The organism is Leifsonia aquatica (assembly GCF_014190775.1).
In the GTDB taxonomy this organism is placed as follows: Bacteria; Actinomycetota; Actinomycetes; order Actinomycetales; family Microbacteriaceae; genus Leifsonia; species Leifsonia aquatica.
Genome location: NZ_JACHVP010000002.1, coordinates 494,103 through 509,309, shown reverse-complemented (window position 1 = coordinate 509,309; position 15,207 = coordinate 494,103). Strand labels below are relative to the sequence as shown.

Genomic DNA, 15,207 nt, shown 5'->3' with positions numbered 1-15,207 from the left:
TCCCCGGCTCGCCCCGCACCAGACCGTCGAGTACGCGGAATCTCCGCGTACTCGACCGTTTCCGGCCCACTTTCCGCGTACTCGGCGGAGGTTGAGCGCGCGTTCGGCGGGGCGGGAGGGGCGGAACCGACCGGAATGGCTGCGGCGGGAGGCGGCCGGCTGCTGCGAGGCTGAGGCTGCCGGCATCCGAACACCGTCGTTCACCCCGGAGGAGACCATGACAGACACGACCATCGCCCGGCCGCCGTTCGACCCCGAACTGGCCGCCGTGCTCACCGCCCTCGCCGAACAGCTGCCCCCGACGCTGACGCCCGAGATGATCCCGCTGCTGCGGCAGTCGACCGTCGTCGCCAGTGCCGTCGACGAGCTCGTCGGCGACCGCCCCATCGTGCATCGCACGCACACCATCCCCGGCCACGGCGGCGACAGCATCGAGGTGACCGTCTTCGCCCGCGCCGACCACACCGGGTACGGCCCGGGGATCTATCACACGCACGGCGGCGGGATGATCATGGGCGACCGCTACACCGGCCTCCTGCAACCGCTCGAATGGGTCGAGCGCTTCGACGCCGTCTGCGTCTCGGTCGAGTACCGCCTCGCCCCCGAGTTCCCCGACCCCTACCCGGTCGAGGACTGCTACGCCGGCCTCGTCTGGACCGCCGAGCACGCGGCCGAGCTCGGGATCGACGCGGAGCGCATCCTCATCGCCGGCGCCTCGGCGGGCGGTGGCCTCGCCGCCGGGACCGCCCTGCTCGCCCGCGACCGCAAGGGGCCCGCGCTCATCGGCCAGGTGCTCATCTACGGGATGCTGGACGACCGCGACGCGACCGTCTCCACCCAGCAGATCGACGGCGTCGGCGTCTGGGACCGCGGCAGCAACATCACCGGCTGGTCCGCGCTGCTCGGCGATCGGCGTGGCGGCGACGACGTCTCCATCTACGCGGCCCCGGCGCGCGCGACGGACCTCGGCGGCCTCCCGCCCGCCTTCATCGACTGCGGGTCGGCCGAGGTGTTCCGCGACGAGGACGTCGCGTACGCCTCCGCCATCTGGGCGGCGGGAGGCGAGGCCGAGCTGCACGTCTGGCCGGGAGGCTTCCACGGGTTCGACATGATGGCGCCGCACGCGCGGATCAGCCAGCTCATGCTCGAGGCCCGCACCAACTGGGTCGCGCGCTTGATCGAGGGCTGAGGGCGCCTCATCCGCTTCGCCCCACCCGACCTCCGGCGCGACTAGGGTGGGGCGAAACCCTCTGAGCAGGGCGTCGCCGAGCGAGGGAGCATGGGATGCATCAGCTCGTCGGGCGTCTCGCGGCCGTCGACCCGCAGGCGGGCGAGAGCCTCAAGGTGATCGAGTTCTTCGACACGTTGACCACCGGCCAGGCCGGGGTCCCCGCCATCGTTCGTGCGGGCGCCGTGCTCTCGGGGGCCACGGCGGGCGTCGCGCTCGACGGCCGCGTGCTGCGCTTCGATCCCGAGGGGCGGGCGCAGGGCGGCCGCACCGCGCCCGTCGTCGCCGCGCACGAGGTCGGCGACGCCTCGGGCTGGCTCGAGCGCGAGGGCGAGCCGCACGCCAACGACGCGATCATCGTCGAGCGGATGACCCTCGCCGCCACCACCGCCCACGCACGGCGGCAGCCGGCCACGGCCTCCGCGGAACTGCTGCTGGACGACCATGCCGACCCCGAGGCGCGCGCCCGCGCCGCCGGTGCCCTGCGACTGACCGGCGCGTCTGTCGCTGTGGTCGCGACCCTCCCGACCGATCCGGATCCGGGGTGCGGTCCCGCGGCGATCGTGGCGACACGGTACGGAGTGCTGCGCGCATCGCTCACCGTGGATCCGCCGGCCTCGCCCGCGCACCCGACGGGCGTGGGGGTCGCGGGCGGTTGGGAGACGCTTCCCCGGTCGTGGCGCAGCGCGGTCGTGGCCCTGCGGCTGAGCGGCTCGCCGCATCCCCTCTTCCGCGCGCAGGATCTCGGTGTCGTGCTCGACGCCGCCCTCGCCGCCGATGCTGCTGCACCGGGCGCACCGCCGCATCCCGACGTCGCTGCCCTCCTCTCGCTGCGGGACGACCACGCACGCGACGACCGCCGCGACCTGCTCACGACGATGGACGCGCTGGTCGAGCACGGCAGCGTGCGCGCCGCCGCCGTGGCGCTGGGGATGCACCACTCGACCGTGCAGGCGCGCCTCCCGCGGGTGCTCGACCGTCTCGGCTACGACCCGCGGAGCACCCTCGGCCGCATGCGCTACACCGCGGCGCGCCAGCTGCTCGCGCTGCTCGAGTCCCGCCTCCCGTAGCGGTCGACGAGGCGGCGAATTCTCCGCCGTCTCGGCGCATTCTCCGTACATTCGTGCCGTCTCGGCGAGCGCTTGGCCGAGGAGGATCCTGGCCGCCGGGCCGATGACATGCCGGCGGCCAGGACGAGGGAGGCCCGGGTCAGATGCCCCGGGCGAGGCGGTAGTACGCGGCGTTCCAGTCGAGCTCCCGCTCGAAGCCGCGCAGCGTGGTGTCGTCGTCGATCACGAGCAGCTCGGTGCGCGCGATGCGGGCGAAGTCGGCGAACGCCTCCACCCCGACGGCCGTGCTCATCACGGTGTGGTGGGCGGCGCCGGCCTCCAGCCACGCCGTCGCCGAGGTGGTGAAGTCGGGGGCCGGCTTCCACACGGCGCGGCCGACCGGGAGCTTGGGCAGCGGGGCGGACGGCTCCACGACCTCCACCACGTTCGCCACGAGCCGGAAGCGGTCGCGCATGTCGGAGAGCGCCACGACGACGGCCGGGCCGGGCGTCGCCGTGAAGACGAGCCGCACCGGGTCGTCCTTGCCGCCGATGCCGAGGGGATGCACCTCGAGGGTCGGCTTCGCGGTCGTGAGCGTCGGCGAGACCTCGAGCATGTGGGCGCCCAGGATGCGCTCGTCGCCCGGGGTCAGGTCGTACGTGTAGTCCTCCATGAGGGAGGCGCCGCCCGGCAGGCCCGCGCCCATCACGTTCGCGGCGCGCACGAGGATCGCGGTCTTCCAGTCGCCCTCGGCGCCGAAGCCGTAGCCCTCGGCCATGAGCCGCTGCACGGCGAGGCCGGGGAGCTGCTTCAGCGCGCCGAGGTCCTCGAAGCTGGTGGTGAAGGCGCTGAAGCCGCCGCCCTCGAGGAAGGAGCGCAGGCCCAACTCGATCGCGGCGCCGTCACGCAGCGACTGGTGACGGTCACCGCCGCGGCGGAGTTCGGCAGCGACGTCGTAGAGCTCCTCGTACTCGGCGACGAGCGCATCCACGTCGGCGGGGGAGGCGGCGGCCACGGCGTCGGCGAGCTCGTTCACGCCCCAGGTGTTGACCTGCACGCCGAACACGAGCTCGGCCTCGGTCTTGTCACCCTCGGTCACCGCGACGAAGCGCATGTTGTCGCCGAAGCGCGCGAGCTTCAGCGAGCGGGTGGCGGCCCAGCCCGCGGCGGCACGGGTCCAGGTGCCGATGCGGGAGGTGACGGTCGGGTTGCTCACGTGACCCACGACGGTCGTGCGCGGCACGCCGAGGCGGGTCTGGATGTACCCGAACTCGCGGTCGCCGTGCGCCGCCTGGTTGAGGTTCATGAAGTCGAAGTCGATCTCGCCCCACGGCAGCTCGACGTTCGCCTGGGTGTGGAAGTGGAGGAGCGGCTTCTGGAGGGCGTCGAGGCCGGTGATCCACATCTTCGCGGGGCTGAAGGTGTGCATCCACGCCACGAGACCGACCACGGTGTCGTCGGCGTTGGCCTCCAGCATCACGCGGCGGATGGCGTCGGAGTCGGTGAGCACCGGCTTCCAGACCACGCGCACCGGCACATCGGCGGACGCGCCGAGCTGGTCGGCGATCTGGCGGGACTGCTCGGCGACCTGCGCGAGCGTCTCGGGCCCGTAAAGGTGCTGGCTGCCGGTGAGGAACCAGACCTCGTAGCCGTCGAGGGTGGCGGAGTTCGGGGACGGAGTGAGCTTCGGCATCAGGAGATGGCACCTTCCGGGTTCTGTCCGTAGACGTTCTGGTAGCGGTCGAAGAGGCGGTCGATCGCCTCCTGCGGGATGGGCACGAGCGGTCCGCCCTGGCGGGCGAGATGCACCGTGCGGGCGACGTCCTCCGCCATGACGGCGGCCTTCACCGCGTCGCGGGCATCCCGGCCGATGGTGAAGACGCCGTGGTTCTGCATCAGGACGGCGCGGCTGCGGTGACCGGCGAGCGTCGCGACGATGCCGCGGCCGATGGAGTCGTCGCCGATGATCGCGAACGGGCCGACCGGGATCTCGCCGCCGAACTCGTCCGCCATCGCGGTGATGACGCACGGGATGGGCTCGGCTCGCGCGGCCCAGGCGGTCGCGTAAGTGGAGTGCGTGTGCACGACGCCGCCGACCTCGGGCAGCTCGCGATAGACGTACGCGTGCGCAGCGGTGTCGGAGGATGGGGACCGGTCACATCCGAGCGAGCCCGGGACGACCTCCCCGTCCAGCGTGCACAGGATCATGTTCTCGGGGGCGAGGTCGTCGTAGTCGACACCGCTCGGTTTGATGACGAAGAGGTCCTCCCCGGGCACGCGGCCCGAGACGTTGCCGCCCGTCCACACCACGAGCCCGTAGCGCACCAGCTCGGCGTGCAGCGCGGCGACCTGCTCGCGCACCCGCCGGACGGCGGGGGTCTCGGGGTGGTTCGGCTCGGCGGCGGTTGCGTCGGTCACCGGGTGGCTCCTTCCGGGGTGGATGCGGCGAGGGGGATCGCTGTCGACGGCCGCGCGCTCGATGGCGAGGCCGGCACGGTACTGCTCGATGTAGGCGCCGAAGCCCGCGACGTCGCCGGGATGCGGGGTGGTGGTCTCGAACGCGAAGCCTCCGAAGACCTGGCGGCGCAGGTAGTCGTCGAGGCTCACGCCGCGCTCCGCCTCCACGAGGTAGCCGGCCAGGACGGCGATGCCCCACGCGCCGCCCTCCGACGCCGTCTCGGCGACCGACACCGGCGCGTCGAGCGCGCCCGCGAGGAAGCGCTGCGCGACCCCCGCGGTGCGGAACATGCCCCCGTGGGCGAACATCCGGTCGAGCGCGACGCCCTCGTCGGCGAGCACGCGCATCCCGAGCGCGAGCGTGCCGAACACGCCGTAGAGCTGCGCGCGCATGAAGTTGCCGAGGGTGAAGCGGCTGCCCGGCGTGCGGACGACCAGCGGGCGGCCCTCGTCCAGCCCGGCGATCGGCTCGCCGGCCAGGTGGTTGTATGCCAGGAGGCCGCCGGCGTCGCTCTCGCCGGCCAGCGCCTCCCGGAACAGCGCGTCGTACGCGGCGTCGGCATCCACCGGCGCGCCCGCGGCCTCGGCGAACCGGCCGAACAGGCCGACCCACGCCGCGAGCTCGCTCGCCCCGTTGTTGCAGTGGACCATCGCGACCGGGTCGCCGGCCGGGGTCGTCACGACGTCGAGCTCGTGGTGCACGCTCGCCAGCGGGCGCTCGAGCACGACCATCGCGAAGATGCTGGTGCCGGCGCTGACGTTGCCCGTGCGCGGTGCGACCGAGCTGGTCGCGACCATCCCCGTGCCGGCATCGCCCTCCGGCGGGCAGAGCGGGATGCCCGGGCGCAGCGCGCCGGACGGGTCCAGCAGCGCGGCCCCCTCGGCGGTCAGCTCGCCGGCCGCCTGGCCCGCCACGAGCACCTCGGGCAGGATACGTCCGAGGGCCAGCCCGGGCGCCAGCGCCGGCGCCTTCTCGGCGAGCAGCGCGTCGTAGCGCGCGACGAGGTCCGCGTCGTAGTCGCGCGTGGCGGGATCGATCGGGAACATCCCGGACGCGTCGCCCACGCCGAGAACGGATCGGCCCGTGAGGCGGCGGTGCACGTAGCCCGCGAGCGTCGTGATGGAGTCGAGGCGCGGGAGGTGCGGCTCGGCGTCGAGCACCGCCTGGTGGAGGTGCGCGATCGACCAGCGCAGCGGGATGTTCACGCCCAGCAGGTCGGTCAGCTCGGCCGCCGCGGGCCCGGTGCTCGTGTTGCGCCAGGTGCGGAACGGGACGAGCAGCTCATTCTCGGCGTCGAACGCGAGGTAGCCGTGCATCATCGCCGAGACGCCGATCGCCCCGTACGTCTCCGGACGCACGCCGTGGTTGCGCTCGGCGTCGGCGACCAGGTCGGCGTACGCGGCCTGCACACCCGACCAGATCGCGTCGAGGGAGTACGTCCACACCCGGTCGACGAGCTCGTTCTCCCACTCGTGCGAGCCGACGGCCAGCACGCGGGACGGGTCGGCCGCATCCACCAGGCAGGCCTTGATGCGCGTCGAGCCGAACTCGATGCCGAGGGAGGTGCGGCCGGCCCGGATGGCGTCGCGGGCGGCGGGCGCGGAGGGCGCAGCGGGCGCGGCGGGCGCGGGGATGGTCGCGGGGGCGGGCTGTGCGGGGGTGTCGCCCCCGGCGCGCTCTGAAGCCGTCATCTGTTCCTCACCACGTTGTGACCGGTCACAATTGCGACTCCAGTATGCGGTGGGCGGCGCTCGCACGTCAAGCCGTGCGGCGCCCATCCAGTCGTCGCAACGCGCCGCGCGAGCACGTGCGCTGACGGCGTGTCTCGACCACTCGTTCACTGGCGCGGCGTTGCCGGCACTCAGCCCATCCACTTGTCGCAACACGCCGCGCGGGCACGCGCAGTCGCGGCGCGTCTCGACCACTCGTTTGCCGAGCCCATCCGCTCGTCACAACACGCCGCGCGCCGCCGGCCGGGACGCCGCGGGCGCGCAGCCGCTACGCCGACGCGCGCTCCACCAGCACTGGCGCGACGGGCGCACCGAAGGCGACGCCCGCACCCTCCGCTCCCCCGCCTTCGATGAGCGAGACGAGGCGGGCGACACAGCGGCGGCCGAGTTCGGCGAAGTCCTGCCGCACGGTCGTGAGCGGCGGCGCGAAGAACGCGGCCTCGGGGATGTCGTCGAAACCGACCACCGCGAGATCCTCCGGCACCCGGCGACCCGCGAGGCGGGCGGCGTGCAGCACGCCGAGCGCCATCTGGTCGTTGGAGGAGAAGACGGCGGTCACGCTCTCGTCGGCGAGCAGCTCGGCGGCGATCTCTGCTCCGGAGGCCGCGGTCCAGTCGCCCTCCCGGGTGACGAGCCCCACGACTCCTCCGGCTCCGGCGACTTCCCCGGCGCCGCCCTCGCCGTGCTCCGCGACCTCGGCGAGGAACCCGTCCCGACGCGCACGCGCCTCCGACCAGTCGCCCGGGCCGCACAGGTGGGCGATCCGCCGGTGCCCGCGCTCGATCAGGTGACGCGTGGCCAGCCGTGCTCCCTCGACCTGGTCGACGAAGACGCCGTCGTCGCCCGCGGCGCCGGCGCCGTGCAGCGTGACCGACGGGACGGCGAGCGACACGGCGGCCATCGCATCCTGCACCCGCTGCTGCGGGGCGATGACGACGATGCCCTCGACGGCCTGCGCCAGGAGGTGGTCGAGGGCGGCCTCGACCGAGGCGCGGTCCAGCGCGACGGTGACGAAGTACCCGGCGTCGCGCGCGGCGTTCTCCACCGCGTCGATGCTGGAGGCCGGGCCGAAGAGGGAGGAGGTGGAGGCCGCGAGCACCCCGATGGTCGTCGACCGGGCGGTCGTGAGCATCCGAGCGGCGCGATTGGGCCGGAAGTTCAGCTCGGCCATCGCGGCCAGCACGCGGTCGCGCGTCTCGGGCCGGATGCTGGCGTGGTCGTTCAGCACGCGCGACACGGTCTGCCGCGAGACCCCCGCCGCGGCCGCGACCTCGCGCACCCCCGGGGCGCGTCCGCTCTCGATCATCCCTTCACCCTAGCGGCGCGCATCCCGCGGCCGCCGCACCCCTCACACGAACGCGGAGAGCGCCTTCTGCAGCTGGAGCGCGCCGATCACGAGCAGCAGGGCGGCGTTGAGCACGTGCGTGTTGCCGGCGACCCAGCTGCGGGTGCGGGCGAGCAGAGGTTCGGCGGCGGCGCCCCGCACGACGACGAGCAGGACGGGCAGCACGATCGACAACGAGCCGACCAGCCCGAACACCACCAGCACCACCACCGCCGGACCGGTCGCGACGGCCGCCACCCGGGCGTCGAGCGCCGCGATGATCGCGCACGACGCATCCACCGGGTTCACGACGAACAGCCCGAGACCCAGGAAGAACGTGCGCACGGGGCGGAACGTCTCCACCTGCTGCAGCCAGCCCGGCAGCTGCGGTGCGGCGGCCGCGACATCCCGCGGCGAGCGCGCCTCCGCCATCTGCGCGATCCGCGCGCGCCCTCGGCGGTAGACCACGACCGCCGCCCCGACGAGCAGCAGGCCCAGCACGAGCCGCAGGATCGGCACCCACAGCGGCGGCTCCCGCAGCGCCCGCACCTGCAGCGCCCCGAACACGAGGAACGCCACGGTCAGCACGAGCGCGATCCCGGCCAGCCAGCCGAGCGCGAACGCGATGCCACCCACCCGGGCGCGGGACGAGACCAGCACCGCGATCAGCGCCATCAGGGCGAGCGGGCTGAGGAGGATGCCGAAGAGCAGCGGGACGAGGCCCAGGATGAGGTCGCCCACGTCACACCTCCGGCGGCGGGGTGAGCGGCGTCGGAGGTGCGTCGGACGTGACGGTCGCCTCCCGGTCGCCGAGCGCGGCGAAGATCGCGTCGACCACCGCGGCGGTCACGGCCGGCCCGTCGCCGGCGTGGTGCCAGTACTGCGCCCGCACCGTGTAGCGGTGGGGCTCATGCGCGATGCTCAGCACCCGCACCGGCTCGCGGTGGTGCACGCCGTCCACCTCGGCGCAGGCGTCGGAGATGCGGGTGCGGACCTCCTCCCGATCCGCGGGGTCGGCCTTGACGCGCACCTCCACCTCGGACCGGCGGCCGCCGAGCTCGGACTCGTTGACGAACGGGTTGCCGACCACATCGGCGTTCGGGATGTGCGCGACCCGGCCGTCCATGGTCCGCACCACCACGGTGCGGCTGGTGACCTCGCGGACGGCGCCCCGGTAGCCCGCCACGTCGACGATGTCGCCGGCCTTGAACGGCCGCCGGGTCTGCAGCACCAGGCCCGCGGCGAAGTTCTCGCTGATGCCGCGCAGGGCCAGGCCGGCCACGACCGCCACGATGACGGCGAGCGCCAGGACGGGCTGAATGGGCGCGCCGAGGAAGGCGATGCCGACTCCGATCCCGAGCAGGATGACCGTGAGCCGCACCACCCGCGCGATGCGGCGACCGGTGTCGGCGGTGACGGCCGGGATGCGGGCGCAGAGCCGCAGGGTCGCGCGGTGGGCGAGCACGCCGAGGAGGATCCCGGCGGCGACGGACACGAGGGCGAACAGCACCGACCACTGGTCGAGGCCCGCGAAGAACCCCGCCGCGTCCCCGGCTGCCGCCGTGCGCACCATCCCGACTCCCTCACCGCCTGTGCGGCGACAGTATCGGCCGGGCGACGGGAGCGTCTAGACGCAGAACGGGCGGCGGAGGCTCGACCTCCACCGCCCGTGCCGTCCGGTGCGCTCAGGCGACGAGCGAGAATCCGGCCGTCCAGGAGATGCGCTCGGCCGCCGCGAGCGTGATCTGCAGGAAGCCGATGGACTCGAGCTCGCGGGCGCGCTTGAGGGAGCCGGCGTCGACGGCGTTGAGGCCGCCCGCGGTCACGATGCCGGTCAGCGTGGCCTTCGCGGCGTCGTCGTCACCGGCGATGAGCACGGTGGTGGTCTCGGCGCCGACCTTGCCGGAGGCGAGGGTCGCGGCGAAGGTGGTGTTGAAGGCCTTGAGGACCGTCGAGGACGGGAGCTTGCCCGCGATCACGGCGGCGGCCGAGCTGTCGGCCGGGACCGTCAGGCCGTCGAAGGTGGCGAAGTCGAGCGGGTTCGTGATGTCGACGACGATCTTCCCCGCGAGGGCGTCGCCGTAGGTCGCGATGACCGCATCCACCTCGGGGTACGGGACCGCGAGGACCACGACGTCGCCGGCGACCGCGCCGCCCTCGCGGCCGAGGTACTCGACCGTGCTGCCGCCGGCCGCGGCCACGCCGCCGATCGCCTTGGCCATGTTGCCGTTGCCGATGATGCTGACCGTGCTCATGAGATTCCTTCCCGGCTCGCGCCGTATTTAGTTGATGCTTCAACTAATGTACGTCGCGAAGGTTGAAGCGTCAAGTGATTGCTAGAATGGAGGCATGACGACGAGCGACGACCTCGCGGGCCGCGAGCGCGATGCCTGGCTCGGCCTCGTCGCGCTCACGCAGTTGCTGCCTCCCGTCATCGACGGCCAGCTCTCGCGCGACTCCGCGGCGACGCACTACGAGTTCTTCGTGCTCTCGCGACTGGCGGAGTCCCCCAACCACCGGCTGCGGCTCAGCGCCCTCGCGACCGCGACCAACGCGTCCGTCTCGCGCCTTAGCCACGTGATCACCCGGCTGGAGGCCCGCGGGCTCGTGCAGCGGATGCCCTGTGAGGAGGACGGCCGCGCCACCAACGCCGTGCTCACCGACGCGGGCGCCGAGTTCGTCGCGACCGCCGCCCCCGGGCACCTGGACACCGTGCGCTCGCGCGTGCTCGCGGCACTGACTCCCGAGCAGGTCGAGCAGCTCGCCGAGATCTCGTCGTCCATCGTCGGCGCCATCGACCCGTCGCGTCGCCCGAGCGACGCCTGCGAGTCGATCGTCGCCGCCGCCACCAGCGACTAGCCCCCTCCCCCTCCCCCTCCTTCCCCCCGCACCCCGCGAGCAACCGCCGAGTACGCGAAAAGTGGGCTCGAAACCGCCGAGTACGCAGAGAATTCGCGTACTCGGCAGGCGGGGGCGGTGCAGCCCCGGGTCAGTCGATGAGGTCGCGGGCGGCGAGGAGGCGCAGGACCTCGCGGCCCGCGGGCGGGCAGCGATCCGCGTCGGCGGTCGTGACCCAGTGCAGCGCGCCGACCTCGGCCGACGGCACCGGCACGGCATCGGTGCGCGCGCGGAAGACGCGCATGTGCACCATGCGCCCCTCCTCCTGACCGTGCGCGAGCGTGCGCACCTCGAACAGCTCCTCGAGCGCGCTCGGGTCGAGCGTCAGCGAGACCTCTTCGTGCGCCTCGCGCGCCGCGGCCTGCGCTGCGGTCTCGCCCGGGTCGATCTTGCCGCCGGGCATGTAGTGCACCTCGCGCCCGCGCGCGGTCACCATCAGCACGGTGCGATCGCGGATGAGCGCGATGGCGGCGACCTGGAGCGGCAGGAGGGTCATGCCTCCACGCTAGGCGATGCCATGCTGGTCGGATGATCAGCGACGACACCGCCCGCGCCTTCGTCGACCAGTGGCTGGCCGACTGGAACGCCCACGACCTCGACGCCCTGCTCGCCCACTACGCGGACGACGTCGTCTTCACCTCGCCGCTCGCCGCGCGGCTGCTCCCCGGCAGCGGTGGAGTCGCGCGCGGCAAGACTGCGCTGCGCGAGTACTGGACGGCCGGCCTGGCCGCCCTCCCCGACCTCCGGTTCGAAGTGCTCGACCACTACGTCGGGGTCGGCACGATCGTGATCCGCTACCGCAATCAGGCCGGCGGCGTGGTCAGCGAAGTGCTCGAGTTCGACGGCGACGTGATCGTGCGGGGGCACGGGACGTATCTGGCGGGCTGAACCCGCCGGTGACGCGCCCCGCCCTCAGCGGCGCGACAGCAGCGAGGTCACACGCAGCCGGCCCGAGTGGATCCACACGTCCGAGTACTCGATCGGGCGGCCGTCGGCGAGGTAGGTCACCTGCTGCAGGTACTGCACGGGAGCACCCGTCGCGAGTTCCAGCGATGCGGCGGTGGCGGCGTCGGCGGCCTCGGCCGAGAAGGTGCGTCGCGCGCTGCCGATCTTCAGCTGGAAGCGACCCTCCAGGGTCCCGAACAGGCTGGCCGTGGTGAAGTCCGTGTCCTCCAGCCCCGGTGTGAGGTCGGTGCGGACGTAGTTGACGAGCAGGGCGACGGGGCCGTCCTCGGTGCGGCGCAGACGACGCAGGCTCAGCACTTTGGCCCCGGCGGGCATGTCGAGGAGCGCGGCGACCGGTCGCGGGGGCTCGAGCAGCACGCACTCCAGCACCTCGGTCTGCGTGACGATCCCCTGGTTGGCGAAGTCCTCCGAGAGCGTGCTGAGCTTCTGGGCGATCGAGGGCTCGATCGTGGTGGAGGTGACGAAGGTGCCCTTGCCGCGGATCTGCCGCAGCAGCCCCTCCTCGATCAGCGTGGTCAGGGCGCGGCGCAGCGTTCCGCGGCTGACCCCGAGGTCGTGCGCCAGCTCGGGCTCGCTCTTCAGCCGGTAGTGCGCCGGCCACTCGCCCGTCGCGATCCGGCCGCGGATGCGCTCCGAGATCTGCGAATGGAGGGCGATCGGGGCCCCGCGGTCGACGTCCCCCTCGTCGAACAGCTCGTCGTTCACGGTCACCGTCGTGTGTCCTCCCCTGGTGTGCGCCGCCGTCCCGACCTTAGTTCACGCGGGACGGCGGCGGCGCGGTCAATAGCTGGCGGTGTTCTCGTCGCCGGAGTCGCTGATGATCTCGAGGCCCGCGCTGGTGCCGAGCAGGCTCGCGCCCGCCTCCAGCAGGGACAGCGCCTGCGGGTAGCTCTTGATCGAGCCGGACGCCTTCACGAGCACGCCGTCGCGGGCCAGGCCGACGAGGTAGCGGACGCTCTCGGGGTTGGCGGTCTCGATCTGCCCGCTGGACGCGTTCTTCAGGAACGCGACGCCGGCCTCCATCGAGAGTTCGACGGCTGCGCGACGCTCGTCGGGCGTCAGGAGCGGGAGCTCCAGCATCACCTTGACCGGGATGCCCGAGGCGCGCACGACCCCGGCGATGTCGTCGCGGAACGCGTCGTACATGCCGCTCTTGAGCCAGCCGATCTGCACGCCGATGTCGAGCTGGGTGGCACCGAGGCGCGCGATCGACTCGGCCTCGGCCGCCTTGCCCGCGCTCGTGGTGACGCCCACGGTGGGGAAGTCGAGCGCGGTGGCGATGCCGACGCCGGTGCCGCGCAGTTCGGCGGCGACGACGTCGACCCACGAGGCGGGGACCATCGCCGCGTTGAAGCCGTGCTCGACGGTCTCGCGGGCGTGGGCGACGATCTCGTCGCGGGTGAGGCCGACCTCGATCTTGGTGTGCTGGATGTACGGGGCCAGCTCGGCGGGGGCGAGTGTCTTCTCGCCGGTGGTGGTGGTCACGGTGGTGTTCCTTTCGCGTGGACCGCGGGTGCGGGGTGGGAGGTTCCGGCCGTCAGAGACGGTCGGCGTAGTAATCGGGGGCGACGACGCCGTCCCCGCCGAACCAGCGGGGCACGTCGACGCCGCAGACGAGGCCGATGTTGCCCCAGGGCTCGAAGGCGCCGGTGCGGACGATGACCTTCGCCTGGGCGGCGACCGCGCCGAGCATGTCGGCGTGGGTGCGTGTGCTGAACTCGGCGCCGGCGAAGCGGTCGCCGAGCCAGTCGTCGAGGCGCGGGTTGTTGGAGACGACGTCGTCGGCGCGGACGACGCCCTCCACCACCAGCTCGTCGGCGATGAGGCCGAGCACGGTGCGCAGGTCCGGGAGGTTCTCGGCGATCGCGAGGTCGATGCGGTGCGCGTCGCGCGGGATGGGGAACCCGGCGTCGACGACCAGCAGCAGGTCGGTGTGGCCGAGGGTGGCGAGCGCTCCGCTCAGCTCGGCGTTGAGGATGCCGTTCTTCTTCATGTCTCTCCTTCTGTTCGGTCGCGAGGCGGGATCAGGCCACGGCGGCGGCGCCGGTCGCAGCGGCCATGATGTTCTCTTCCGTCGCCTCCGCCGTCGGCAGGACCGTCGCGATGCGCCCCTCCGCCATGACGGCGATGCGGTCGGTGATGGTCAGCAGCTCCGGGAGGTCGGACGAGGAGCACAGGATGGCGACGCCCGCCGCGGCGAGCGCGAAGAGCTGCTCGTAGATCTCGGCCTTGGCCCCGACGTCGACGCCGCGCGTCGGCTCGTCGAGGATGAGCACGCGCGGCTCGATCGCGAGCCAGCGCGCCAGCATCGCCTTCTGCTGGTTGCCCCCGGAGAGGTTGACGATCGGGGTCTGCAGCGACGCGGTCTTGACCGTGAGGGCGGTCGCCAGCCGACCGGCCTCCCTGTCGAACCCGCCGCGGCGGACGAGGCCGCCGGAGGTGTGGCGGCCGAGCGTGAGCACGCCGATGTTGTCGCCGACGCCGAGGGAGCTGAGGAGGCCCTGCGCGCGACGCTCGCCGGGGACGAACCCGAGGCGACGGCGCACCGATTCCCCGGGCGTCCGACGGTCGTACGACCGGCCGTCGAGCATCATCCGGCCGCCGGCGCCGCGTTCGGCGCCGAAGAGATTGCGGAGCAGCTCGACCCGCCCGCTGTCGGGCAGACCCGCGATGCCGAGGATCTCGCCGGGATGCAGGTCGAACGACACCTCCCGGTGCCCACGGCCCGCGAGGTCGCGCACGGTCAGCACCGGGCCGACCAGCGGTTCCGCGCGCACGGTGTCGGAGCGGCGCGCCAGATCCCCGAGTTCACGGCCGACCATCGCGGCGACCGCCTGCTCCGGTGTCGTCTCCTCCCGGCTCCAGGAGGCGACGTGCCGTCCGTCCCGGAGCACCTCGAGCTGATCCGCCAGCCGGAACACCTCGGGCATCCGGTGCGAGACGTACAGCAGGGTGGTGCCCTGGCGTGTGAGCGTCTCCATCAGCGCGAACAGTCGTTCGGACTCCGCGGGCGTGAGCACCGAGGTGGGCTCGTCGAGGATCAGGATGCGGCAGCCGCGGGCGATGGAGCGCGCCACCACGACGAGCTGCTGCGTCGCCAGATCGAGCCCGCCGACCGGCGCGGCCGGGTCGAGGTCGAGGTCGAGCGTGCGAAGCAGCTCGGCGGCGCGCTGCCGCATCCGCCGGCGCGACGGGAACCAGCGACTGCCCGGCTCCACTCCCACGAGGATGTTCTCGGCCACGGTGCGCTCCGGCAGGAGCGAGAGCTCCTGCGGCACGATCGCGACGCCGTGGTCGGTGAGCAGGGAGTGCGGATCGAACCGCTGCACCTCGACCCCGTGGACGGTGACGCTCCCGGCGCTCGGCGGCTGCAGGCCCGCGAGGATCTTCAGGAGGGTGGACTTGCCCGCCCCGTTCTCTCCGAGCAGCGCGGTCACCCGCCCCTCCGGAACCTCCATCGTGACGTCGGCGAGAGCCGTGACCGGTCCGAACCGGCGGCTGAGCCCGGTGATGCGGATGGCCGGCTGTGCCGCGTCGGGCGTCGGGAGCGTCAT

The 15,207-nt window shown here is 73.1% G+C and carries 15 protein-coding genes and 1 pseudogene; 4 read left to right on the top strand and 12 right to left on the bottom strand.

All coding sequences use genetic code 11. From position 1 onward, the window contains the following. Nucleotides 1–217: 217 nt before the first annotated feature. On the top strand, nucleotides 218–1,189 hold the full coding sequence (locus tag FHX33_RS12415; RefSeq protein ID WP_183428575.1) for an alpha/beta hydrolase: 972 nt from the start codon (nucleotides 218–220) through the stop codon (nucleotides 1,187–1,189). A gap of 95 nt (nucleotides 1,190–1,284) precedes the next feature. Beyond that, nucleotides 1,285–2,298 (top strand): helix-turn-helix domain-containing protein, encoded by a 1,014-nt coding sequence (locus FHX33_RS12410; RefSeq protein WP_183428574.1) that lies wholly within the window; start codon nucleotides 1,285–1,287, stop codon nucleotides 2,296–2,298. 139 nt (nucleotides 2,299–2,437) lie between these two features. Here the strand turns inward: FHX33_RS12410 and araA are convergent, their stop codons facing one another. From araA to FHX33_RS12380, 7 genes and pseudogenes are all read right to left on the bottom strand, one after another. Further along, a complete protein-coding gene (araA, locus tag FHX33_RS12405; protein ID WP_021765652.1) occupies nucleotides 2,438–3,970 on the bottom strand; it encodes an L-arabinose isomerase in 1,533 nt (510 codons plus the stop codon). Beyond that, nucleotides 3,970–4,695, bottom strand: a complete 726-nt coding sequence (locus FHX33_RS21365; protein WP_021765653.1) for an L-ribulose-5-phosphate 4-epimerase — start codon at nucleotides 4,693–4,695, stop codon at nucleotides 3,970–3,972. Before FHX33_RS21365 ends, araA begins: the two co-directional genes overlap by 1 nt. A 39-nt stretch (nucleotides 4,696–4,734) precedes the next feature. Beyond that, nucleotides 4,735–6,426 (bottom strand): annotated as a pseudogene (locus FHX33_RS12400) (xylulokinase); the annotation flags it as partial. Between the two features lie 307 nt (nucleotides 6,427–6,733). After that, nucleotides 6,734–7,771: a LacI family DNA-binding transcriptional regulator gene (locus tag FHX33_RS12395; RefSeq protein ID WP_021758319.1), complete on the bottom strand. Its 1,038-nt coding sequence runs from the start codon at nucleotides 7,769–7,771 to the stop codon at nucleotides 6,734–6,736. Nucleotides 7,772–7,813: 42 nt separating this feature from the next. Continuing rightward, a complete protein-coding gene (locus FHX33_RS12390; protein WP_021758320.1) occupies nucleotides 7,814–8,530 on the bottom strand; it encodes a GAP family protein in 717 nt (238 codons plus the stop codon). 1 nt (nucleotide 8,531) lies between these two features. Further along, on the bottom strand, nucleotides 8,532–9,362 hold the full coding sequence (locus tag FHX33_RS12385) for a mechanosensitive ion channel family protein (RefSeq protein WP_021758321.1): 831 nt from the start codon (nucleotides 9,360–9,362) through the stop codon (nucleotides 8,532–8,534). A 112-nt stretch (nucleotides 9,363–9,474) separates the two neighbouring features. Beyond that, nucleotides 9,475–10,044 carry an NADPH-dependent F420 reductase gene (locus tag FHX33_RS12380; RefSeq protein ID WP_021758322.1) on the bottom strand — a complete coding sequence of 190 codons (570 nt, stop codon included), beginning with the start codon at nucleotides 10,042–10,044 and terminating at the stop codon, nucleotides 9,475–9,477. 94 nt (nucleotides 10,045–10,138) lie between these two features. On the opposite strand from FHX33_RS12380, the gene FHX33_RS12375 reads away from it, so the two are divergent. Then, a complete protein-coding gene (locus FHX33_RS12375; RefSeq protein ID WP_179700809.1) occupies nucleotides 10,139–10,648 on the top strand; it encodes a MarR family winged helix-turn-helix transcriptional regulator in 510 nt (169 codons plus the stop codon). A gap of 130 nt (nucleotides 10,649–10,778) precedes the next feature. Here FHX33_RS12375 and FHX33_RS12370 read toward each other — a convergent pair whose 3' ends face one another. Then, on the bottom strand, nucleotides 10,779–11,183 hold the full coding sequence (locus FHX33_RS12370) for an NUDIX hydrolase (RefSeq protein WP_183428572.1): 405 nt from the start codon (nucleotides 11,181–11,183) through the stop codon (nucleotides 10,779–10,781). A gap of 32 nt (nucleotides 11,184–11,215) precedes the next feature. On the opposite strand from FHX33_RS12370, the gene FHX33_RS12365 reads away from it, so the two are divergent. Further along, nucleotides 11,216–11,575 carry a nuclear transport factor 2 family protein gene (locus FHX33_RS12365; protein WP_021762506.1) on the top strand — a complete coding sequence of 120 codons (360 nt, stop codon included), beginning with the start codon at nucleotides 11,216–11,218 and terminating at the stop codon, nucleotides 11,573–11,575. A gap of 24 nt (nucleotides 11,576–11,599) precedes the next feature. On the opposite strand, the gene FHX33_RS12360 is transcribed toward FHX33_RS12365, so the two are convergent. The 4 genes from FHX33_RS12360 to FHX33_RS12345 form a co-directional block, all read right to left on the bottom strand. Beyond that, nucleotides 11,600–12,364 (bottom strand): GntR family transcriptional regulator, encoded by a 765-nt coding sequence (locus FHX33_RS12360; protein WP_021762505.1) that lies wholly within the window; start codon nucleotides 12,362–12,364, stop codon nucleotides 11,600–11,602. 69 nt (nucleotides 12,365–12,433) lie between these two features. Then, a complete protein-coding gene (gene deoC / locus FHX33_RS12355) occupies nucleotides 12,434–13,138 on the bottom strand; it encodes a deoxyribose-phosphate aldolase (protein ID WP_021762504.1) in 705 nt (234 codons plus the stop codon). A 52-nt stretch (nucleotides 13,139–13,190) separates the two neighbouring features. Next, nucleotides 13,191–13,646 (bottom strand): D-ribose pyranase, encoded by a 456-nt coding sequence (gene rbsD / locus FHX33_RS12350; RefSeq protein WP_021762503.1) that lies wholly within the window; start codon nucleotides 13,644–13,646, stop codon nucleotides 13,191–13,193. Between the two features lie 31 nt (nucleotides 13,647–13,677). Next, entirely contained in the window at nucleotides 13,678–15,207 is a 1,530-nt protein-coding gene (locus tag FHX33_RS12345; RefSeq protein ID WP_021762502.1) for a sugar ABC transporter ATP-binding protein, read from the bottom strand.